Annotated in this window: 20 protein-coding genes; 15 read left to right on the top strand and 5 right to left on the bottom strand. The window is 71.8% G+C overall.

Annotated elements, in window-relative coordinates; all coding sequences use genetic code 11:
• Window positions 1-110: 110 nt before the first annotated feature.
• Window positions 111-509 carry a RidA family protein gene (locus ACIGO6_RS37415; protein ID WP_399884490.1) on the top strand — a complete coding sequence of 133 codons (399 nt, stop codon included), beginning with the start codon at window positions 111-113 and terminating at the stop codon, window positions 507-509.
• Window positions 510-565: 56 nt separating this feature from the next.
• Entirely contained in the window at window positions 566-1,069 is a 504-nt protein-coding gene (locus tag ACIGO6_RS37410; RefSeq protein WP_399884502.1) for a GNAT family N-acetyltransferase, read from the top strand.
• A 16-nt stretch (window positions 1,070-1,085) separates the two neighbouring features.
• On the opposite strand, the gene ACIGO6_RS37405 is transcribed toward ACIGO6_RS37410, so the two are convergent.
• Window positions 1,086-1,706 (bottom strand): adenylosuccinate lyase, encoded by a 621-nt coding sequence (locus ACIGO6_RS37405; RefSeq protein WP_399884487.1) that lies wholly within the window; start codon window positions 1,704-1,706, stop codon window positions 1,086-1,088.
• 398 nt (window positions 1,707-2,104) lie between these two features.
• Between ACIGO6_RS37405 and ACIGO6_RS37400 the strand changes: the two genes are divergently transcribed.
• The 9 genes from ACIGO6_RS37400 to pssA all read left to right on the top strand — a co-directional run bounded on the left by ACIGO6_RS37400 (window position 2,105) and on the right by pssA (window position 13,019).
• Entirely contained in the window at window positions 2,105-3,910 is a 1,806-nt protein-coding gene (locus ACIGO6_RS37400; RefSeq protein WP_399884485.1) for a 3-hydroxyacyl-CoA dehydrogenase family protein, read from the top strand.
• Window positions 3,911-4,070: 160 nt separating this feature from the next.
• On the top strand, window positions 4,071-4,889 hold the full coding sequence (locus tag ACIGO6_RS37395; protein WP_399884483.1) for a TetR family transcriptional regulator: 819 nt from the start codon (window positions 4,071-4,073) through the stop codon (window positions 4,887-4,889).
• Between the two features lie 398 nt (window positions 4,890-5,287).
• Window positions 5,288-6,625, top strand: a complete 1,338-nt coding sequence (ccrA, locus tag ACIGO6_RS37390; RefSeq protein WP_399884500.1) for a crotonyl-CoA carboxylase/reductase — start codon at window positions 5,288-5,290, stop codon at window positions 6,623-6,625.
• Window positions 6,626-6,643: 18 nt separating this feature from the next.
• A complete protein-coding gene (locus ACIGO6_RS37385; RefSeq protein WP_399884481.1) occupies window positions 6,644-8,671 on the top strand; it encodes a protein meaA in 2,028 nt (675 codons plus the stop codon).
• The gene (locus ACIGO6_RS37380; protein ID WP_399884479.1) at window positions 8,668-9,627 is read left to right on the top strand and encodes an HpcH/HpaI aldolase/citrate lyase family protein; all 960 of its coding nucleotides are present in this window, start codon (window positions 8,668-8,670) and stop codon (window positions 9,625-9,627) included. The genes ACIGO6_RS37385 and ACIGO6_RS37380 overlap by 4 nt, the downstream gene beginning before the upstream one ends.
• Window positions 9,628-9,632: 5 nt before the next feature.
• Window positions 9,633-10,148, top strand: a complete 516-nt coding sequence (locus tag ACIGO6_RS37375; RefSeq protein ID WP_399884477.1) for a MaoC family dehydratase — start codon at window positions 9,633-9,635, stop codon at window positions 10,146-10,148.
• The gene (locus tag ACIGO6_RS37370; protein WP_399884475.1) at window positions 10,148-11,353 is read left to right on the top strand and encodes an acyl-CoA dehydrogenase family protein; all 1,206 of its coding nucleotides are present in this window, start codon (window positions 10,148-10,150) and stop codon (window positions 11,351-11,353) included. Before ACIGO6_RS37375 ends, ACIGO6_RS37370 begins: the two co-directional genes overlap by 1 nt.
• Before the next feature lie 168 nt (window positions 11,354-11,521).
• Window positions 11,522-12,178: a phosphatidylserine decarboxylase gene (locus ACIGO6_RS37365; RefSeq protein WP_399884473.1), complete on the top strand. Its 657-nt coding sequence runs from the start codon at window positions 11,522-11,524 to the stop codon at window positions 12,176-12,178.
• A gap of 22 nt (window positions 12,179-12,200) precedes the next feature.
• The gene (gene pssA / locus ACIGO6_RS37360; RefSeq protein ID WP_399884498.1) at window positions 12,201-13,019 is read left to right on the top strand and encodes a CDP-diacylglycerol--serine O-phosphatidyltransferase; all 819 of its coding nucleotides are present in this window, start codon (window positions 12,201-12,203) and stop codon (window positions 13,017-13,019) included.
• A 273-nt stretch (window positions 13,020-13,292) separates the two neighbouring features.
• Here pssA and ACIGO6_RS37355 read toward each other — a convergent pair whose 3' ends face one another.
• On the bottom strand, window positions 13,293-14,435 hold the full coding sequence (locus ACIGO6_RS37355; protein ID WP_399884496.1) for a glycerate kinase: 1,143 nt from the start codon (window positions 14,433-14,435) through the stop codon (window positions 13,293-13,295).
• Window positions 14,436-14,584: 149 nt separating this feature from the next.
• On the opposite strand from ACIGO6_RS37355, the gene ACIGO6_RS37350 reads away from it, so the two are divergent.
• The 4 genes from ACIGO6_RS37350 to ACIGO6_RS37335 are packed head-to-tail and all read left to right on the top strand — an operon-like array spanning window position 14,585 to window position 16,677.
• Complete coding sequence (locus tag ACIGO6_RS37350) at window positions 14,585-15,079, top strand: NUDIX domain-containing protein (RefSeq protein ID WP_399884471.1); 495 nt, start codon at window positions 14,585-14,587, stop codon at window positions 15,077-15,079.
• A gap of 40 nt (window positions 15,080-15,119) precedes the next feature.
• On the top strand, window positions 15,120-15,869 hold the full coding sequence (locus tag ACIGO6_RS37345; protein ID WP_399884469.1) for an SIR2 family NAD-dependent protein deacylase: 750 nt from the start codon (window positions 15,120-15,122) through the stop codon (window positions 15,867-15,869).
• A gap of 4 nt (window positions 15,870-15,873) precedes the next feature.
• Entirely contained in the window at window positions 15,874-16,206 is a 333-nt protein-coding gene (locus ACIGO6_RS37340; protein WP_399884494.1) for a glyoxalase superfamily protein, read from the top strand.
• Window positions 16,207-16,218: 12 nt separating this feature from the next.
• Window positions 16,219-16,677, top strand: a complete 459-nt coding sequence (locus ACIGO6_RS37335; RefSeq protein ID WP_399884467.1) for an SAM-dependent methyltransferase — start codon at window positions 16,219-16,221, stop codon at window positions 16,675-16,677.
• Here ACIGO6_RS37335 and ACIGO6_RS37330 read toward each other — a convergent pair.
• The 3 genes from ACIGO6_RS37330 to ACIGO6_RS37320 all read right to left on the bottom strand — a co-directional run bounded on the left by ACIGO6_RS37330 (window position 16,674) and on the right by ACIGO6_RS37320 (window position 20,695).
• Window positions 16,674-17,165: a methylated-DNA--[protein]-cysteine S-methyltransferase gene (locus ACIGO6_RS37330; RefSeq protein ID WP_399884465.1), complete on the bottom strand. Its 492-nt coding sequence runs from the start codon at window positions 17,163-17,165 to the stop codon at window positions 16,674-16,676. The genes ACIGO6_RS37335 and ACIGO6_RS37330 overlap by 4 nt on opposite strands.
• A 10-nt stretch (window positions 17,166-17,175) precedes the next feature.
• Window positions 17,176-18,660, bottom strand: coding sequence for an AlkA N-terminal domain-containing protein (locus tag ACIGO6_RS37325; protein ID WP_399884463.1), 1,485 nt, complete (start codon window positions 18,658-18,660; stop codon window positions 17,176-17,178).
• 124 nt (window positions 18,661-18,784) lie between these two features.
• Entirely contained in the window at window positions 18,785-20,695 is a 1,911-nt protein-coding gene (locus tag ACIGO6_RS37320) for a heavy metal translocating P-type ATPase (RefSeq protein ID WP_399884461.1), read from the bottom strand.
• Window positions 20,696-20,743 lie beyond the last annotated feature (48 nt).

Here is a 20,743-nt window from a genome sequence, read left to right as displayed (position 1 = left end):
GACAGACCAACACAAGGACAGCCCAGCAGGGCGTCAGTCAGTGCCCGAGTCACGACCGCCGGAACCCGAGTATCAGCATCAATGTCAGTGCCGTGGTCCACGATGGACGCATGAGTGAGCTGACCAGGATTCCCGCCCCCGACGGTGTCGCGCCCGCCGCCCAGTACAGCCATGTCGTCGTCGGCACCGGACGGTTCGTGGCCGTCTCCGGCCAGCTCGCCCTGGACGAGGACGGCAGGCTGGTCGGCGAGGGCGACCCGGCGGCGCAGGCCCGTCAGGTCTTCGAGAACCTGCGGCGGTGCCTGGCGGCGGCCGGCGCGTCCTTCGACGACGTGGTGAAACTGACCTTCTTCGTCACGGACATGGCGCACATGCCCGCGATCCGCGCGGCCCGCGCCGAGCACATACCCGACGACCGGCTCCCGGCCGCCTCGGCGGTGCGGGTCGCCGGGCTGGTCCGGCCCGAATTCCTGATGGAGATCGAGGCGTTCGCGGTCGTGGCCCCGTGAGCGGGCCGGTGGTGCGGGAGGTGCCGGGGGTGCCGGAATCGCCCGGGGTGCGGGAGATGACGCTCGCCGACTGCGACCGCGTGTCCGAGATCCGTGTCCGGGGCTGGCAGACGGCGTACCGGGGCCTGATGCCGCAGCCGTACCTCGACGGGCTCGACGCCCGCGAGGACGCCGAGCGGCGCCGCGCCCTCTTCCTCCGCGCCCCGGACACCATGGTGAACCTGGTCGCGCAGGACGACGGCGGCCGGGTCGTCGGCTGGGCCTGCCACGGTCCGTACCGGGACGGTGAACGGCACACCGAGGACGCCGAGTTGTACGCGATCTACGTCGACGCCGGACGGGTGGGCACCGGCGTCGGGCACGCCCTGCTCCAGGAGTCGATACGCCGGTGCACGGCCGCCGGGCACGAGCGCATGCTCCTGTGGGTGCTCAAGGACAACGCCCGCGCACGGCGCTTCTACGAGCGGGCGGGTTTCACCGCCGACGGCGCCGAGGAGGCGTCCGAGGTGGACGGCGTGGCCGTGCCCGAGGTGCGGTACGCGAGGGCACTGGCCGGCTGAGCACACGGGCGACGGCTCACCGCTGCCCCGGGATCCGCGCCAGCGCCCGCACCGCCGCCTCCGCGAGCGCCGGGTGGGCCAGGGCGTCGTTCAGGACGGGTGCGGCCCGGTCGTCGCCGAGCGAGCCGAGCCCCTCGACGCAGGCGAGCGCCACGTGACGGTAGGGGTCGTGCGGGCGCAGCCGGCGCTCCAGCGTGGTGATCAGCGCGGGCACGGCCTCGGGGGCCCGCAGCTCGACCAGCAGCCGCACCGGGTGCAGGGCGTAGGCGACGCGCAGTTCGTTGGTGGCCAGGGCGACGGCGGCGCGGGCGGTGCGGGGGTCGCCGAGGCGGGCGAGGGCGTGGGCGGCGGAGGCGCAGCGCGGCGGGTCCCGGTGGTTCAGCAGCAGTACGAGGGACTCGAAGGCCCGCCGGTCCCCGGCCACCCCCAGCCGGAACGCGGCCAGTTCCCGGGCCCACAGGGGGTGCCCGGGTGCCGTGAGCACCGCGGCCAGCTCGTCGTGGTCCCCGGTCGCCACGAGCCGGTCGTACACCGCCGGGCCGTCGGGCGCGCCCGACGCGCTCGACGCGCCCGACGCGCCCGACGCGCTCGACTCGGCTCGTAAACGCTCCGTGAGCGATCGCAACTCTTCGTCCATGACACCGAGGTTAGGGCCTGCCCGGGGGCGCCACGCCGTGCGTGTGGGACGTACGTCACGAACACCGGGGGCTGGCGCGCTCGTTACCCGCGAGTTAATCTCAGACGAGCGAGTTACCCACTCGCAGCACTCCTCCCGGCGGTCTGGTGACGCGGCCGCCGTGAGCACAGAGCAAGTCGGTTCGGTACCCCTGGTACTGGGTACCGCTGTACGACTCGGCCTCGGGACAGGGCCGGTCGGAGACCGCCGTGCGGGCGTGTGCGCGCCCTTCACGACGGCACCGGGCGTGTGCGCCAGTCAGCCCGGCAACACCCGCACTCCTCATCCCACGCACCCGGTGCGCCCCTCGGCGCACCCGGGCGTGCTTCCTGTCGTCACCCTCATTCCTGGAGTCCGCGATGGCCACTCCCCTGTCCGACACCCCTCTGTCCCCGCTCCGGACCATCGCCGTGGTCGGCCTCGGCACGATGGGCACCGGCATCGCCGAAGTCCTCGCCCGGGCCGGACGGGACGTCGTCGGCATCGACATCAGTGAGGCGCAGGCCGCGACGGCCGTCGCCGCGCTGGAGTCCTCCACCGCCCGTGCCGTCGAGCGCGGACGCCTCACCGGGCGGGAACGCGCCGACGTCCTCGCCCGCGTCCGTACCTCGACCGACCTGGGCGCGGCGGCCGACGCCGACCTGGTGATCGAGGTGGCTCCGGAGTCGTACGAGATCAAGCAGCAGATCTTCCGGGAGCTGGACGGGATCGTGCGTCCGGAGACGATCCTGGCGACCGGCACCAACGCGCTGTCCGTGACGCGGCTGGCCGCCGACTCGGCCCGACCGGAGCGGGTGCTCGGCCTGCACTTCTTCAATCCGGCGCCCGCGATGAAGCTGGTGGAGGTCGTCTCCTCCGTGCTGACCTCGCCGGCCGCGGTCACGGCGGTCACCAACCTCGCCCTGGATCTCGGCAAGGAGCCCGTCGCGGTCGGCGACCGGCCCGGTTTCGTCGCGGACGGCCTGCTCTTCGGCTACCTCAACCAGGCCGCGGCGATGTACGAGGCGAACTACGCCTCCCGCGAGGACATCGACGCCGCCATGCGGCTCGGCTGCGGTCTGCCGATGGGCCCGCTGGCGCTGCTCGATCTGATCGGCGTGGACACGGCGCGCACGGTCCTGGAGGCCATGTACGCCGCCTCCCACGACCGTCTGCACGCCCCGGCGCCGATCCTCAGGCAGCTCAGCGAGGCGGGCCTGACGGGCCGCAAGGCCGGGCGCGGCTTCTACACCTACGAGGCGCCGGGCAGCGCGACGGTCGTGCCGGACACGCTCACCCCGAGCGCGGGCGACACCCCGGTCCCCGGCCGTCCCGTCCGCTCGGTGGGCGTCGCCGGTTCGGGCACCATGGCGTCCGGCATCGCCGAGGTGTTCGCCAAGGCCGGCTACGAGGTGGTGCTCGCCGCCCGCAGCGCGGAGAAGGCCGAGACCGCCAGGGCCCGCATCGGCAAGTCCCTGGCGCGCAGTGTGGACAAGGGCCGGCTGACCGCCGAGGCCGCCGCGCAGACGCTGGAGCGGATCACGCCGACGGGGACGTACGACGACTTCGCCGACGTCGATCTGGCGGTGGAGGCGGTCGCCGAGGACCTGGAGGTCAAGCGGCAGCTGTTCGCCACGCTGGACAAGGTCTGCAAGCCCGGCGCGGTGCTGGCCACCACCACCTCCTCGCTGCCCGTCGTCGCCTGCGCCCGCGCCACTTCGCGCCCGCAGGACGTGATCGGCATGCACTTCTTCAACCCCGCGCCGGCCATGAAGCTGGTGGAGGTGGTCCGCACGGTGCTGACGGCGGACGACGTGCACGCCACCGTCCGCGAGGTCTGCGCCAAGATCCGCAAGCACGCCGTGGACTGCGGTGACCGGGCCGGGTTCATCGTGAACGCGCTGCTGTTCCCGTACCTCAACAACGCCGTGAAGATGGTGCAGGAGCACTATGCGACGCTCGACGACATCGACGCCGCGATGAAGCTGGGCGGCGGCTACCCGATGGGGCCCTTCGAGCTGCTGGACGTGGTCGGTCTTGACGTCTCGCTGGCCATCGAGAAGGTCCTGCACCGCGAGTTCCGCGACCCGGGCCTGGCCCCGGCACCACTCCTCGAGCACCTGGTGGCCGCGGGCTGCCTCGGCCGCAAGACGGGCCGCGGCTTCCGCGAACATGCCCGCCGCTGAGCGACCGGGCGACCGGTTCCGGTCCGAGGAGGACTGGGGCGGACTGCTCGATCCGGCCGGGTTCCCCCCACCCTCCCCGGCCGGGTCTCCCCCGTCCCGTGCGGGCGGGGGAATCCCCGGTCACGCGCATGATTGCGCGCCCATGCAGTACGTTCGGGTCATGTCCCAGCCCGCCAAGTCCTCACGTACACCAGCAACGCCCGACGCGCCGGAGAGCGCGGCCGGCAGCCGGGCCGCCGCCCAGCGGCTCAAAATGCGCCGGGAACTGGCGGCCGCGGCCATGGAGCTGTTCGCGACCAAGGGGTACGAGGCGACCACCGTCGACGAGATCGCGGCCCAGGCCGGGGTCGCCCGCCGCACCTTCTTCCGTCACTTCCGCTCCAAGGAAGAGGCGATCTTCCCCGACCACGACGACACCCTGGTGCGCGCCGAGGCGGTGCTCAACGCGGCGCCCGCGCACGAGCACCCGCTCGACACGGTGTGCCGCGGCATCAAGGAAGTCATGAAGATGTACGCGGCCCGGCCGGAGATCTCGGTCGCCCGCTACAAGCTGACGCGCGAGGTGCCCACCCTGCGCGAGGCGGAGATCGCGTCCGTGGCCCGCTACGAGCGCCTGTTCACCCGCTATCTGCTCGGCCACTTCGACGAGCACGCGCACGACGACGACGCCAACGACGACCCGCTGCTGGCGGAGGTCGCCGCGTCCGCGGTGGTCACCGCCCACAACCACGTGCTGCGGCGCTGGCTGCGGGCGGGCGGGCAGGGGGACGTGGAGTCCCAGCTCGACCACGCCTTCGCGATCGTGCGCAGGACGTTCGGCACGGGCATCGGCGCCGGGCGCTCCGCGGCCTCCTCCGGGCCGCCGGCCGCCGCCTCCTCGGCGTCCGTGCAGGGCGAGGTGCTGGTGACGGTGGCGCGCACCGACGCGCCGCTGCACGAGGTGATGCGCACCATCGAGCAGGCGCTCAAGGAGCGCTGACCCGCACCGACCCGCTCCTCTCCGTCTGTGACAACGGCCACCCTCCGGGTGGCCGTTTTTGCACGTCAACGCCCCTTTTCAGGGTTCCGTCGACCCCCGTTCGATCGATCATCGCTCATCTGAAGCGTAAAGATTTCATCTGAGAAGAAGTTCTGGCACTCAGTGCCTTGCGGGGTGACACGCGGTGTCATACGTTGAAGGTGTCCGGGCTGTCCCCGCAAGCGATCGCCTGCGTGCCCGGCGCCTGCGTCACAGGCACCCTCCGCGCCACAAAGCGCCGCCGCACAAGCACCACCCGCCGAACCGACGGCAGCCCCTTCACCCACCCTCAGCAGCACCGACGTAACCCTCAGCGCCCCTCCCTCAGGGCGCTCGACGCCGGAGGCAACACCGTGACCATGAAGGACATCCTGGCCGCGATCCAGTCGCCCGAGTCCACCTCGGCCGACTTCGCCGCCCTCCCGATCCCCGAGTCGTACCGTGCGATCACCGTGCACAAGGACGAGACGGAGATGTTCGCCGGCCTCGAGACCCGCGACAAGGACCCCCGCAAGTCGATCCACCTCGACGAGGTGCCGGTGCCCGAGCTGGGCCCCGGTGAGGCCCTGGTGGCCGTCATGGCCTCCTCGGTCAACTACAACTCGGTGTGGACCTCGATCTTCGAGCCGCTGTCGACCTTCGGCTTCCTGGAGCGCTACGGCCGCACCAACGAGCTGGCCAAGCGCCACGACCTGCCGTACCACGTCATCGGCTCCGACCTCGCGGGCGTCGTCCTGCGCACCGGCCCGGGCGTCAACGCCTGGCAGCCCGGCGACGAGGTCGTCGCGCACTGCCTCTCCGTCGAGCTGGAGTCGTCCGACGGCCACAACGACACGATGCTCGACCCCGAGCAGCGCATCTGGGGCTTCGAGACCAACTTCGGCGGCCTCGCGGAGATCGCCCTCGTGAAGTCCAACCAGCTGATGCCGAAGCCCGGCCACCTCAGCTGGGAGGAGGCCGCGGCCCCGGGCCTGGTCAACTCCACCGCGTACCGCCAGCTCGTCTCCCGCAACGGCGCCGGCATGAAGCAGGGCGACAACGTGCTCATCTGGGGCGCCAGCGGCGGACTCGGCTCCTACGCCACCCAGTTCGCGCTGGCCGGCGGCGCCAACCCGATCTGCGTCGTCTCCAGCGAGCAGAAGGCCGACATCTGCCGCTCGATGGGCGCCGAGGCGATCATCGACCGCAGCGCCGAGGGCTACAGGTTCTGGAAGGACGAGCAGACCCAGGACCCGAAGGAGTGGAAGCGCTTCGGCAAGCGCATCCGCGAACTCACCGGCGGCGAGGACATCGACATCGTCTTCGAGCACCCCGGCCGCGAGACCTTCGGCGCCTCCGTCTTCGTCACCCGCAAGGGCGGCACCATCACCACCTGCGCCTCGACCTCGGGCTACATGCACGAGTACGACAACCGCTACCTGTGGATGTCCCTGAAGCGCATCATCGGCTCCCACTTCGCCAACTACCGCGAGGCCTGGGAGGCCAACCGCCTCATCGCCAAGGGCAGGATCCACCCGACCCTCTCCAAGGTGTACTCCCTCGAGGACACCGGCCAGGCCGCCCACGACGTCCACCGCAACGCCCACCAGGGCAAGGTCGGCGTGCTGTGCCTGGCCCCGGAGGAGGGCCTGGGCGTGCGCGACGAGGCGATGCGCGCCCGGCACATCGACGCCATCAACCGCTTCCGGAACATCTGAGGGCGGCGGAGGTCACCCATGACTGAGCGTCAGAAGGACCGGCCGTGGCTCATGCGCACGTACGCCGGTCACTCCACGGCCGAGGCGTCCAACGAGCTGTACCGGCGCAACCTCGCCAAGGGCCAGACGGGTCTGTCGGTCGCCTTCGACCTGCCGACCCAGACCGGCTACGACTCCGACCACGTCCTCGCCCGTGGCGAGGTCGGCCGGGTCGGCGTGCCGGTCGCGCACCTCGGTGACATGCGCCGGCTGTTCCAGGACATCCCCCTGGAGCAGATGAACACCTCGATGACCATCAACGCCACGGCCATGTGGCTGCTGGCGCTCTACCAGGTCGTCGCCGAGGAGCAGGGTGCGGACATCACCCAGCTCCAGGGCACGACCCAGAACGACATCGTCAAGGAGTACCTGTCCCGGGGGACGCACGTCTTCCCGCCGGGGCCCTCGCTCCGCCTGACGACGGACATGATCGCGTACACGGTCTCGCACATCCCGAAGTGGAACCCGATCAACATCTGCAGCTACCACCTGCAGGAGGCGGGCGCCACGCCGGTGCAGGAGATCGCGTACGCGATGTCCACCGCGATCGCCGTGCTGGACGCCGTGCGCGACTCCGGCCAGGTGCCGCAGGAGCGCATGGGGGACGTGGTCGGCCGCATCTCCTTCTTCGTGAACGCGGGCGTCCGCTTCGTCGAGGAGATGTGCAAGATGCGGGCGTTCGGCCGCATCTGGGACCGCGTCACCCGCGAGCGGTACGGCATCGAGAACCCCAAGCACCGCCGCTTCCGCTACGGCGTCCAGGTCAACTCCCTCGGCCTGACCGAGGCCCAGCCGGAGAACAACGTCCAGCGGATCGTGCTGGAGATGCTGGCGGTCACCCTCTCCAAGGACGCACGCGCGCGTGCCGTGCAGCTGCCGGCCTGGAACGAGGCCCTCGGTCTGCCCCGGCCCTGGGACCAGCAGTGGTCGCTGCGCATCCAGCAGGTGCTGGCCTACGAGAGCGACCTGCTGGAGTACGGCGACCTCTTCGAGGGCTCGAAGGTGGTCGAGGCGAAGGTCGACGAGCTGGTCGAGGAGGCGTTCGCGGAGATCGAGCGCATCCAGGAGATGGGCGGCGCGATGGCCGCCGTCGAGTCCGGCTACCTCAAGTCGCAGCTGGTCGCCTCGCACGCCGAGCGCCGGGCCCGGATCGAGTCCGGCCAGGAGAAGATCATCGGTGTCAACGCCTTCGAGGGCACCGAGCCGAACCCGCTGACCGCCGACCTGGACACCGCGATCCAGACGGTCGACCCGGCGGTGGAGGCCCGTGTCATCGCCTCGCTCCAGCACTGGCGGGACACCCGCTACCAGCCGCCCTTCAACCACCCGCGCCCCTGCAAGGCACTGGAGAAGCTGAAGGAGGCCGCCAAGGGCACCGACAACCTCATGGAGGCCACCCTGGAGTGCGCCCGCGCCGGCGTCACGACCGGCGAGTGGGCCGGGGCCCTGCGCGAGGTGTTCGGCGAGTTCCGCGCGCCGACCGGTGTCTCCTCGGCGCCGGTCGCCGTCCCCGCCGAGGAGGGCTCGACGCTGTCCCTGGTGCGCCGCAAGGTGGACCTGACGGCCAAGGACCTCGGCGTCGGCAAGCTGCGCTTCCTGGTCGGCAAGCCGGGCCTGGACGGGCACTCCAACGGTGCCGAGCAGATCGCCGTGCGGGCCCGCGACGCCGGGTTCGAGGTGGTCTACCAGGGCATCCGGCTCACCCCGGAGCAGATCGTGGACGCCGCGCTCGCGGAGGACGTGCACGCGGTGGGCCTGTCCATCCTGTCCGGCTCGCACGCCCAACTGGTGCCGGACGTCCTGGAACGGCTGCATGTGGCCGGTGCCACAGATATTCCGGTGATCGCCGGTGGCATCATCCCGAACGGAGACGCCGAACAACTGCGGGCGGCCGGAGTGGCCGCGGTCTTCACCCCGAAGGACTTCGACATCACCTCGATCATCGGCCGCATCGTCGACGAGATCCGCAAAGCGAACAAGCTCGACCCCCTGGAGGTCCCCGCATGACGATCAACCGCCTTCGCCCCCGGCGCTCCTGCCTGGCGGTCCCGGGCTCGAACCCGCGCTTCCTGGAGAAGGCCCAGGGCCTCCCGGCGGACCAGGTCTTCCTGGACCTGGAGGACGCCTGCGCGCCGCTCGCCAAGCCGGAGGCGCGGCACACCATCGTCAAGTTCCTCAACGAGGGCGACTGGACCGGCAAGACCCGCGTCGTGCGCGTCAACGACTGGACGACCGAGTGGACGTACCGCGACGTCGTGACGGTGGTCGAGGGCGCCGGCCAGAACCTCGACTGCATCATGCTGCCCAAGGTCCAGGACGCCCAGCAGGTCGTCGCCCTCGACCTCCTCCTCACCCAGATCGAGAAGACGATGGGCTTCGAGGTCGGCCGGATCGGCATCGAGGCGCAGATCGAGAACGCGCAGGGCCTGAACAACGTCAACGAGATCGCGCAGGCCTCCCCGCGGGTGGAGACCATCATCTTCGGCCCGGCCGACTTCATGGCGTCCATCAACATGAAGTCGCTGGTGGTCGGCGAGCAGCCGCCCGGCTACCCGGCGGACGCCTACCACTACATCCTGATGAAGATCCTCATGGCCGCCCGCGCCAACAACCTCCAGGCGATCGACGGCCCCTACCTCCAGATCCGCAACGTCGACGGCTACCGCGCCGTCGCGCAGCGCGCCGCCGCCCTCGGCTTCGACGGCAAGTGGGTGCTGCACCCGGGCCAGGTCGAGGCGTCCAACGAAATCTTCTCGCCCTCCCAGGAGGACTACGACCACGCCGAGCTGATCCTGGACGCGTACGACTACTACACCTCCGAGGCGGGCGGCAAGAAGGGCTCCGCGATGCTCGGCGACGAGATGATCGACGAGGCCAGCCGCAAGATGGCCCTGGTCGTCTCCGGCAAGGGACGCGCCGCCGGCATGCGGCGCACCAGCAAGTTCGAGATCCCGGAGGGCTGAGGACGATGCAGTTCGGACGCACCTACGAGGAGTTCGAGGTCGGGGCGACGTACAAGCACTGGCCCGGGAAGACGGTCACGGAGTACGACGACCACCTGTTCTGTCTCCTCACCATGAACCACCACCCGCTCCACATGGACACCAACTACGCCGAGAAGACGACGGACTTCGGCAAGAACGTGGTGGTCGGGAACTACGTCTACTCGCTCCTGCTCGGCATGTCCGTCCCGGACATCTCCGGCAAGGCGATCGCCAACCTGGAGATCGAGTCGCTCAAGCACGTGGCGCCGACCTTCCACGGCGACACCATCTACGGCCAGACGACCGTGCTCGACAAGTGGCCGTCGAAGTCGAAGAACGACCGCGGCATCGTCCACGTCGAGACCAAGGGCTACAAGCAGGACGGCACGCTCGTGTGCGTGTTCCGCCGCAAGGTGATGGTGCCGACCGAGACGTACATCAAGGAGCGCGGCGGCGAGCAGCCGGGCCGCCCGGAGCTGAAGGAACAGGGGAAGCAGTAATGGCGCGACTCGCCCGGACCGCCGGTCTGACCGACATCCAGCAGGAGATCCTGTCCACCGTCCGCGACTTCGTGGACAAGGAGATCATCCCGGTCGCGACGGAGCTGGAGCACCGCGACGAGTACCCGCAGGACATCGTCGACGGGCTCAAGGAGCTGGGCCTGTTCGGACTGATGATCCCGGAGGAGTACGGGGGCCTGGGCGAGTCGCTGCTCACCTACGCCCTGTGCGTGGAGGAGATCGCCCGCGGCTGGATGTCGGTCTCCGGCATCATCAACACGCACTTCATCGTGGCGTACATGCTCAAGCAGCACGGCACGCAGGAGCAGAAGGACCACTTCCTGCCCCGCATGGCCGCCGGTGACATCCGGGGCGCCTTCTCGATGTCGGAGCCGGCGCTGGGCTCCGACGTGTCGGCGATCTCGTCGAAGGCGGTCAGGGACGGCGACGAGTACGTCCTGAACGGCCAGAAGATGTGGCTCACGAACGGCGGTACGTCGTCCCTGGTGGCCGTCCTGGTGAAGAGTGACGAGGGTCACCCCGAGGGCACGGCGCCGCACAAGTCGATGACGACCTTCCTGGTGGAGAAGGAGCCCGGGTTCGGCGAGGTCCGCCCCGGCCTGACCATCCCCGGCAAGATCGACAAGATGGGCTACAAGGGCGTCGACACGACCGAGCTCATCATGGACGGCCTGCGCGTTCCGGCCGACCGGGTGCTCGGCGGCGTCACCGGCCGAGGTTTTTACCAAATGATGGACGGTGTCGAGGTCGGCCGCGTCAATGTGGCGGCACGTGGCTGCGGCGTCGCTCAGCGTGCCTTCGAACTCGGCATCCGGTACGCCCAGCAGCGTCACACTTTCGGCAAGCAGATCGCCCAGCACCAGGCCATTCAGTTCAAGCTCGCGGAGATGGCTACCAAGGTGGAGGCCGCGCATGCGATGATGGTGAACGCTGCACGCAAAAAGGACTCCGGCGAACGAAACGACCTGGAAGCGGGGATGGCCAAGTACCTCGCGTCCGAATACTGCAAGGAGGTCGTCGAGGACGCCTTCCGGATCCACGGCGGATACGGCTTCTCCAAGGAGTACGAGATCGAGCGCCTCTACCGCGAGGCCCCGATGCTCCTGATCGGTGAAGGCACCGCCGAGATCCAGAAAATGATCATCGGCCGCCGACTGCTCGAAGAGTATCGATTCCAGGGTTAGATGTCCGGATACGGGGTGTTTTCTTGGAGAACAAGGTCACACCCCGTAGGCACTGTTCGGCCGCCGACTCGGCTTCCTGGCTTACCCAGTTGCGGCAGGAAGCCGCTACGATCGCCGGAAAGCCGCCGTCCCCCGTCAGAGCGCGGCATCATCCTACGAAGGTCATCCATGCCCCACAGCCAAACCTCTGCACCTCGCGACAGCCTCGCCGGCGTACGCCTCGCGCGCGGAGCATCGCCGTGGCTTCTGCCGACCGTCGCCACCGCAGCCGTCAGCCTTCTCCGTGCCCGTCGCTCCGGCGCCGCCAAGGCCGTCGCCGTCCCTGCCACCGCGCTCGCGGCGGGGATGCTGTGGTTCTTCCGCGACCCCGAGCGCGAGATCACCCCGGGCCGGGTCATCTCGCCCGCCGACGGGGTGGTGCAGAGCATCATGCCGTGGAAGGACGGCCGCACCCGCGTCGCGATCTTCATGAGCCCGCTCAACGTCCACGTCAACCGTGCGCCCTTGTCGGGCACGGTGACCTCGGTCGAGCACGTCCCCGGTGGTTTCGTTCCCGCCTTCAACAAGGAGAGCGAGAACAACGAGCGGGTGGTGTGGCACTTCGACACCGAGCTCGGCGACATCGAGATGATCCAGATCGCCGGCGCGGTGGCCCGCCGCATCGTGCCCTACGTGCCCCAGGGCACCAAGGTCGAGCAGGGCGAGCGGGTCGGCCTGATCCGCTTCGGGTCGCGCGTCGACCTGTACCTGCCCGAGGGCGTGGAGATCGCGGTCGAGGTGGGGCAGAAGACGGTGGCTGGGGTGACTCGAATTGACCGTGATTGATCCACAGACCCAGGCCGGGTGGGTGCCCGAGGCCGACGAGGCGGACGACGAGGAGGAGATGCCCCTCTCGCTGCGCCTGTCGATAGCGGACACCCTCACCCTGGGCAACGCCACGTGCGGCTTCATGGCGGTGTACTTCACCACCACCGGCATCCTGATCCCGCACCTCATGGGCAGCGACGAGTCGGGCATGGCCCGGCACAGCGCGGCCACGGCCGTCATCCTGATGCTGTGCGCGGCGATCTTCGACCTGTTCGACGGCCTGGTGGCGCGCAAGCTGCGCAGCTCGCCGATGGGCGCCGAACTGGACAACCTCTCCGACCTGATCAGCTTCGGACTGGCCCCGGCGTACTTCGTCCTCGTCTACGGCATGGTCGCGGACGACGCCTACCAGCGCGTTGCGGCGGTGGGCGCGATCGTGGTGCTGCTGGCCGTGGTGCTCAGACTCGCGCGGTTCTCCTGCGTCACGGTCAAGGACGGCACGTTCCAGGGCATGCCCTCGCCGTTCGGGGCGCTGACCGTGGTGTCGATCGTGCTGCTGGAGCTGCCCTTCGTGGCGACGCTCCTCGCGATCATCGGTACCGCCTGGCTGATGGTGAGCCGGGTGGAGTACCCGAAGCCGCGGGGGCGCCTCGCGGTGGCGATGCTGTCGTGGATCGTCCTGTCGATGGGGCTGCTGGCCGCGTGGGCGTTCGACGCGCCGAGCGGGCAGCTGCTGCTGCAGACGGGGTGTGCGCTGCAGCTGGTGATGGGTGCGGTGATTCCCCTGTTCGCCACCGCTCGCAGGGTGAACAACTTCCGTGACAATCGGCGGGAGGCGCGGGCGGCGCAGTTGCCGTAGCGCTCCGCTGAGTGGGCCCCGGACCCGGGTCGGGTTCGGGGCCCTTCTGTTTGTGCGCGCCCGGCGCCGGTGTGGGCCTCGCTGGGGGCTCCGCCCCCAGACCCCCGGGCCTATGCCCACCCACCGCCCGACTCGGTGGGCTGAAAGGGGACCGCAACAGGCCACCCAGCCCGTCCGGCGTTTGAGGACGAGGCCCGTTCAGGGCCGAACGGGGGTCTGGGGGCGGAGCCCCCGGGGTCGGGAATGGGAAGGGGCGGCGGGGGCGTAACTCCCCTAGGCCAGGAAGTCCCGGGCGATCCGCTCCGCGACCCGTTCCAGGATCGGCCCCGCATCCGCGATGCACTTCGCGACGTCCGGCTCGACATCCGTCAGCGGGTACGCCCGCCGGATCCCGGCCCGCCCCAGCACCTCCGGTGCCAGCGCCAGCCGCCCGCACACCGCGACGACCTCCTTGCCCGCGGCCCGTGCCGCCGCCGCGACACCCGCCGGCGCCTTTCCGTGCAGGGTCTGCTCGTCGAGCGAGCCCTCCCCGGTGATCACCAGGTCCGCCCGCTCCAGCGCCGGCGCGAAGCCGAGCACGTCGAGCATCACCTCGATACCGGGCCGGAACCGCGCGCCCAGCAGCATCGCACCGAACCCGATGCCGCCCGCGGCGCCCGCGCCCGGCGAGGCCGCGTACTCGGCGGCCCGTGCGCCCACGCCCTCCGTCTGCTCCAGCACCTTCGCGAAGTGCGCGAGGGCCGCGTCCAGGCTCTCCACGTCCTCGGGCGTGGCGCCCTTCTGCGGGCCGTAAACCGCGGGGGCGCCCTTCGGCCCGGTCAGCGGGTTGTCGACGTCGCTCGCGAGGACCAGCTCGACGTCGGAGAGCCGCGCATCCAGCCCCGACAGGTCGGCCGAGGCGAGGTCGGCGAGACCGCCCCCGCCCGGGGCCACCGGCTCGCCGTCCGCGCCCAGGAACCGCGCGCCCAGCGCGGACAGCATCCCGGCGCCGCCGTCGGTGGTCGCGCTGCCGCCGACCCCGAACACGATGGTCCGCGCACCCGCGTCCAGCGCGGCCCGCAGCAGCTCACCCGAGCCGTACGTGGACGAGGTGAGCGGGGCGAGCACGCCGGCCGGCAGCCGCTGCAGGCCACTGGCCTCGGCCATCTCCACCACCGCGGTGCCCTCGCGCAACGCGTACGCGGCCGTCACCTCGTCGCCGAGCGGCCCGGCGACCCGTACTTCCCGGCGCTCGAACCCGGCCGCGACCGCCGCGGCCACGGTGCCGTCGCCGCCGTCGGCCACGGGCAGCGCCTCGACACCGAGGTTTGGCACCACGCGCCGGAGTCCGGCCGTCACCCGCTCGGCGACCTCGACGGCCGTCAGCGAACCCTTGAACTTGTCCGCGGCGACGAGCACCCGGCGGGTCCCGTCCACTGCAGCGTCAGCCACCTTGCTCTCCCCTTGCTCTTCGAGCCTTGCGCACGTCAAGGCAGTCGCGCCGCTGCGACCTTAACCGGAGGACGCCCACGCCGTCATGCCCCTGCCCGCAGGGTGGAACGCCCGGGTCTCGTTACCCTTTCGGAATGACCACTCCTGACTACGCCACCTACATCGCCGGTCTCCCCCGCGTCCTTGCCGGTGCCGCCGCGGTCCTCCGGGACGCCGAGGGAAGCGTGCTGCTCGTGGAGCCCGGCTATCGCGAGGGATGGACGTTGCCCGGGGGCACGATCGAGTCCGATGCCGGGGAGACCCCGCGGCAGGGCGCCTGGCGGGAGACGCTCGAGGAGATCGGGCTCGACGTCCCGCTCGGCCGGCTGCTCGCGGTGGACTGGTCGCACGGGCCGGGACGGCCGCCGATCGTGGCGTACCTGTACGACGGCGGGGTCCTCACCGAGGACGACTTCAAGGCGATCCGGTTGCAGGAGGAGGAGCTGCTGTCCTGGCGGGTGGTGCCGCGCGAGGACCTGGGCGGCCACCTGACCGGCGCGCTGCTCGGCCGGGTCCTGGCGGCACTGGACGTGCTGGCGGAGGGCTCGGGGACGGCCGAGCTGGAGAACGGCGTCCGGGTCGACCGATAACCGGTCGCCGGGCACCCACCGGCGTCCTACCCTCGACCGCATGACCACCAAGCCCCTCGTCGCCGTCCTGAGCGGCGCCGGCGTGTCGACCGACTCCGGCATCCCCGACTACCGCGGGCCGAACGGGCTGTGGCGGCGGGACCCGGAGGCCGAGAAGCTCGTGACGTACGAGTACTACATGGGCGAACCGGAGATCCGGCGCCGGTCCTGGCAGATGCGGCGGAGCACGCACGCGCTGCGGGCCGAGCCGAACGCCGCGCACCGCGCGGTGGCCGAGCTGGAGCGGTCGGGGGTGCCGGTCCGGGTGATCACGCAGAACGTGGACGGGCTGCACCAGCAAGCCGGCCTGCCCGACCGCAAGGTGCTCGAACTGCACGGCACCGCGCGGAGCTACGTGTGCACCGGCTGCGGTGCCCGGGGGCCGATGGAGGACGCGCTCGCCCGCGTCGAGGCCGGTGAGGACGATCCCCCGTGCCGGGAGTGCAGTGGGATCCTGAAGTCGGCGACCGTGATGTTCGGGGAGCAGCTCGACCCGCTGGTCCTCGGCGAGGCGGTCGCGATCAGCAAGGCGTGCCAGGTGTTCATCGCCGTCGGCACCAGCCTCCAGGTGCACCCCGCCGCGGGGCTGGCCGGGGTCGCCGCCGACCACGGCGCCCGGCTGGTCGTCGTCAACGCCGAGCCGACGCCGTACGACGACCTGGCGGACGAGGTCGTCCGCGAGCCCATCGGCACCGCCCTGCCCGCGCTGTTGCGCGACCTGAACCCCGAGAACGGCCGGGACGGTGACTGACCGCGTGGACGAGGAGGTCATCCCCGTCCTGCGGGTGGCCGACGCCGCCGCGGCCGTGCGCTGGTACGCGCGCCTGGGCTTCGCCACGCAGTGGGAGCACCGCTTCGAGCCGGGTCTGCCGGCGTTCGTGGAGGTCGCGCGGGGACGCATACGGCTGTTCCTGTCGGAGCACACCGGGGACGCCCGGCCGGACACGCTGGTGTATCTGCGGGTGGCCGACGTCGACGCGGTCGCCGCCGAGTTCGGTGTGCCGGTCGAGGAGGCGCCCTGGGCGCGCGAGACCGAGCTGCGCGACCCGGACGGCAACCGCCTCCGGGTCGGCACACCGAACGAGTGAGGTGACCGGGCCGTGCCGGGAGAGCTCTCGCCCCGCCTCGCCGCGATCGTGGACGCGCTGCCCCTGACGCCCGACGCCCGGGTTCTGGAGATCGGGTGCGGGCCGGGGGCCGCCGCGCGGGCCGTGGCCGCGCGGCTGGTGACGGGGCACGTGCTCGCCGTCGGCCGTTCGGCGCGGGCGATCGCGCAGGCGGAGGCCGGCTCGGCCCGGGAGCTCGCCTCGGGGCGCCCGAGCCTGAGGTGCCTCGCGGCGGAGGACTTCGTACGGGAGCCCGGGGAGGCGCCCTTCGACCTGGTCTACGCCGTACGCGTCGGCGCACTCGACGGCCGCCGTCCGGAGGCGGGGCGGCGCGCGCTGGAGCGCATCGCCGCCGCGCCGGCCCCGGGCGGCCGGGTGTTCGTGGACGGCGGCCGGCCCCTACGGGAGATCTCCGTCCCCCGTGGTGGACCGGGTGATGACCCAGGTGCCTAGAAGAGCGCCGCACCCCGCTCGAAGTCCAGCAGGCGCTGCTTGCGCTCCAGGCCGCCGCCGTAGCCGGTGAGGCCGCCGCTCGCGCCGATGACGCGGTGGCAGGGGACGATGATCCCGATCGGGTTGCGGCCGTTGGCGAGGCCGACGGCGCGGGAGGCGGCCGGGTTGCCGAGGGCGTCGGCGAGTTCGCCGTAGGTGCGGGTCTCGCCGTACGGGATGCGGCGCAGCTGGTCCCAGACCGTGCGCTGGAACGGGGTGCCGTTCAGGCGCAGGTCGAGGGTGAAGTCCAACAGGTCGCCGGCGAAGTACGCCGTCAGCTCCTCCCGTGCCTCGGTGAACGGACCGTCGTCGGGAGACGAGGGTGCGCCGAAGGTCTCCTCCGGCGGGCGGTGCCGCTGCTCGGTCATGTACAGGCCGCACAGGACGTCGTCCTCGGCGACCAGGGTGAGCGGGCCGTAGGGGCTGTCGATCACGGTGTGCTGCTTCACGGGATTTCCCTTACACGGGCAGGAAGTTGATCGGGTGGCTGTCGGTCGCCCACAGGTACTGGACCGCGTACGCCCGCCAGGGCCGCCAGGCCGCCGCGCGGGCGGTGAGCGCCGCCGGGGTCGAGGGCAGGCCCAGTTCCCCGGCGGCGCGGCGGATGCCGAGGTCGGTGGGGAGGAAGGCGTCGGGGTCGCCGAGGGCGCGCATCGCGATGACGTCGGCGGTCCAGGGGCCGAAGCCGGGGAGGGCGAGGAGGCGGGCACGGGTCTCGGACCAGTCGCACTCGACGCCCAGGGTGAGCGAGCCGTCCGCCAGGTGGGACACGAGGGTCGTCAGGGTGGTGCGGCGGGTGCGGGGCATCGCGAGGGTCTCCGGGTCCACCGCTGCCAGCGCCGTCGCCGCCGGGAAGAGATGGGTCAGCCCGCCCTCGGGGTCGTCGACCGCGTCGCCGTGTGCCGTGACCAGGCGGGCGGCGTGGGTGCGGGCGGCGGCGGTGGAGACCTGCTGGCCGAGCACGGCCCGTACGGCGAACTCCGCCTCGTCGACCGTGCGCGGGACGCGTCGGCCGGGTGCCTTGTCGACGAGCGGCGCGAGCAGCGGGTCGGCGCGGAGCTGGTCGTCGATCGCCGTCGGGTCGGCGTCCAGGTCGAGCAGGCGCCGGCAGCGGCTGATGGCGACGGTCAGGTCGCGCAGGTCGCTGAGGGTGAGGCGGCAGGCGATGTGGTCGGGGGTGGGGGTGAGGGCCACGATGCCGTGACCGTACGGGAGGCGCAGGGTGCGTCGGTACGCGCCGTCCCGCCACTCCTCCACGCCGGGTACGGCGGTGGCGGCGAGGTGGCCGAAGAGGTTGTCGGGGTTGAGGGGGGCCCGGAACGGGAGGCGGAGGGAGAGGGTGCCGGGGGTGGTGCCGGTGACGCGGCCCTTGGGGGTGCGGGCGCGCAGCTCGCTCGGGGAGAGGGCGAAGACCTCGCGGACCGTGTCGTTGAAGGTGCGGATGGAAGAGAAGCCGGCCGCGAAGGCGACGTCCGCCATCGGCAGCGGGGTCGTCTCGATGAGCAGGCGGGCGGTCTGGGCGCGCTGCGCGCGGGCGAGCGCGAGCGGACCGGCGCCCAGCTCGGCGAGCAGCTGGCGTTCGATCTGCCGGGTGCTGTAGCCGAGCCGGGCGGCGAGGCCGGGCACGCCCTCGCGGTCCACGACGCCGTCGGCGATCAGCCGCATGGCGCGGGCGGTGAGGTCGGCGCGCCGGTTCCACTCCGGGGAGCCGGGGCTGGTGTCCGGGCGGCAGCGCTTGCACGCCCGGAACCCGGCCTGCTGGCAGGCCGCCGCGCTCGGGTGGAAGGTCATGTTCTCGGGCTTGGGCGGCACCACCGGGCAGCTGGGCCGGCAGTAGATCCGGGTGGTCAGGACGGCCGTGAAGAACCAGCCGTCGAACCGCGCGTCCTTCGACTGCACGGCACGCACGCAGCGCTCGGTGTCGGTGTGCATTCCCGTCTGCATGCGTCCAGGATGGTCCACCGGCCGGGCCGTGGCTGGCGGGAATCCGACATCGACGTCCCGCTTCCTGGGCTCCGCCGGATCGCCCTGCTCATCCGGCTCGCCCTGGCCACTCGGATCGACCTGGTCACTCGGATCGCCACGCCGACTCGCGCAGCAGCCGCAGCCCGTTGAGGCCGACCAGTACGGTCGAGCCCTCGTGTCCGGCGACGCCGAGCGGCAGCGGGAGGTGGCCGATCAGGTCCCACAGGACGAGGACGGTGATGAACGTACCCGCGACGACCAGGTTCTGCAGCACCAGTCGGCGCGCGCGGCGGGACAGCCGGACGACGGCGGGTACGGCCGTCAGCTCGTCGCGCACCACGATCGCGTCGGCCGTCTCCAGGGCCAGGTCGGAGCCGGCGCGGCCCATGGCGACACCGGCGTGCGCGGCGGCGAGCGCGGGGGCGTCGTTGACGCCGTCGCCGACGAGGAGCACCTTGCGCCCGGCCCGCTCCCCTTCCCGTACGGCCTCGACCTTGTCCTCGGGCAGCAGGTCCGCGCGGACGTCGGTGATGCCGGTCGCGGCGGCCACGGGGGCGGCGGCGGAGGCGTTGTCGCCGGTGAGCAGGGTGGGGGCGGTGCCGGTGAGGGCGGTGAGCGCGGCGGTCGCCGGTGCGGCGTCGGCGCGGAGGCGGTCGGTGAGGGCGAGGGTGCCGAGGAGGGTGCCGTCGCGGGTGACCTGGACGGTCGTCTCGGCGCCCTCGGGGGTCTCGGCGCGGCCGACGTGCACGGTGTGGCCCTCGATCACCGCGGTCACCCCGCGGCCCGGGGCCGCCGTGAAGTCCGCCGCGGGCGCGAGGTGCAGGTCCCGGGCGCGGGCCGCGGCCACGACGGCGCGGGCCAGCGGGTGCTCGCTGGGGTGCTCGGCCGCGGCGGCGAGTGCGAGGAGGCCGTCCTCGTCGAGGCCGGATCCGGGCAGCGGGCGTACGGCGGTCACCTCGGGGGTGCCCTCGGTGAGGGTGCCGGTCTTGTCGAGGGCGACCGTGTCGATCTCGCCGAGGCGTTCCATCGCGACCGCCGACTTCACCAGGACGCCGTGCCGGCCGGCGTTGGCGATGGCGGAGAGCAGGGGCGGCATCGTCGCGAGGACGACCGCGCAGGGCGAGGCGACGATCATGAAGGTCATGGCGCGCAGCAGGGCGCTCGTGAGGTCGGCGCCGAAGGCGAGCGGGATGCCGAAGACCGCGAGGGTGGCGACCACCACTCCGACCGCGTAGCGCTGCTCGATCTTCTCGATGAACAGCTGCGTCGGCGCCTTGGTGCGGGACGCCTCCTCGACGAGGGTGACGATGCGGGCGATGACCGAGTCGGCGGGGTCGCGCTCCACGCGGACGCGCAGGGCGCCGGTGCCGTTGAGGGTGCCGGCGAAGACGTCGTCGCCGGGGCACTTGAGGACCGGGACGGACTCGCCGGTGATGTTCGCCTGGTCGACCTCGCCCTCGCCGCCGAGGACCGTGCCGTCGGCGCCGATCCGCTCCCCCGGCCGGACCAGGATCAGGTCGCCGACGGCGAGGTCGGAGGCCGGGACGGTCTCCTCGCGGTCCTCCCGCACGCGGGTCGCGGTGGTGGGCGCGAGGTCGAGCAGGCCGCGCACGGAGTCGGCGGTGCGGGCGGTGGCCAGGGCCTCCAGGGCGCCGGAGGTGGCGAAGATGACGATCAGCAGGGCGCCGTCGAGGACCTGTCCGATGGAGGCCGCGCCCAGCGCCGCGACGATCATCAGCAGGTCGACGTCCAGGGTCTTCTCGCGCAGCGCCCGCAGGCCCTCCAGCGCGGGCTCCCAGCCGCCGGCGGCGTAGGCGACCGCGTACAGCGGGCCGTACGTCCAGGCGGGGGCGCCGCCGAGGTCGAGCGGGAGGGCCGCCAGGAAGGCGAGCAGCGAGACGAGCGCCCAGCGGGCCTCGGGCAGGGCGAGGACGCGGGTGCGGCGGCGGGGCGCCGACGCGACGGGAGCGGATACGGGAGGGGGAGCAAGCGTGGTGGACACGCGGCACACCATACAGGAACAGATGAAGACTCATTCATGCATTCATGTGTGGTGAGTAGG

The sequence above is a fragment of the Streptomyces sp. NPDC053750 genome, from assembly GCF_044544295.1.
Lineage (GTDB): Bacteria > Actinomycetota > Actinomycetes > Streptomycetales > Streptomycetaceae > Streptomyces.
The sequence above is the reverse complement of the archived record's forward strand: the minus strand, read 5'-3'. Positions and strand labels throughout refer to the sequence as shown.

Bases quoted from the DNA above. Each gene is read 5' to 3' on its own strand.
- ACIGO6_RS37385 (WP_399884481.1), top strand. From the start codon at position 6,644: ATGACTGAGCGTCAGAAGGACCGGCCGTGGCTCATGCGCACGTACGCC.
- ACIGO6_RS37400 (WP_399884485.1), top strand. From the start codon at position 2,105: ATGGCCACTCCCCTGTCCGACACCCCTCTGTCCCCGCTCCGGACCATC.
- ACIGO6_RS37320 (WP_399884461.1), bottom strand. From the start codon at position 20,695: ATGGTGTGCCGCGTGTCCACCACGCTTGCTCCCCCTCCCGTATCCGCT.
- ACIGO6_RS37395 (WP_399884483.1), top strand. From the start codon at position 4,071: ATGTCCCAGCCCGCCAAGTCCTCACGTACACCAGCAACGCCCGACGCG.
- ACIGO6_RS37325 (WP_399884463.1), bottom strand. From the start codon at position 18,660: ATGCAGACGGGAATGCACACCGACACCGAGCGCTGCGTGCGTGCCGTG.
- ACIGO6_RS37370 (WP_399884475.1), top strand. From the start codon at position 10,148: ATGGCGCGACTCGCCCGGACCGCCGGTCTGACCGACATCCAGCAGGAG.
- ACIGO6_RS37380 (WP_399884479.1), top strand. From the start codon at position 8,668: ATGACGATCAACCGCCTTCGCCCCCGGCGCTCCTGCCTGGCGGTCCCG.
- ACIGO6_RS37410 (WP_399884502.1), top strand. From the start codon at position 566: ATGACGCTCGCCGACTGCGACCGCGTGTCCGAGATCCGTGTCCGGGGC.
- ccrA (WP_399884500.1), top strand. From the start codon at position 5,288: ATGAAGGACATCCTGGCCGCGATCCAGTCGCCCGAGTCCACCTCGGCC.
- ACIGO6_RS37415 (WP_399884490.1), top strand. From the start codon at position 111: ATGAGTGAGCTGACCAGGATTCCCGCCCCCGACGGTGTCGCGCCCGCC.
- ACIGO6_RS37350 (WP_399884471.1), top strand. From the start codon at position 14,585: ATGACCACTCCTGACTACGCCACCTACATCGCCGGTCTCCCCCGCGTC.
- ACIGO6_RS37375 (WP_399884477.1), top strand. From the start codon at position 9,633: ATGCAGTTCGGACGCACCTACGAGGAGTTCGAGGTCGGGGCGACGTAC.
- ACIGO6_RS37405 (WP_399884487.1), bottom strand. From the start codon at position 1,706: ATGGACGAAGAGTTGCGATCGCTCACGGAGCGTTTACGAGCCGAGTCG.
- ACIGO6_RS37365 (WP_399884473.1), top strand. From the start codon at position 11,522: ATGCCCCACAGCCAAACCTCTGCACCTCGCGACAGCCTCGCCGGCGTA.
- ACIGO6_RS37345 (WP_399884469.1), top strand. From the start codon at position 15,120: ATGACCACCAAGCCCCTCGTCGCCGTCCTGAGCGGCGCCGGCGTGTCG.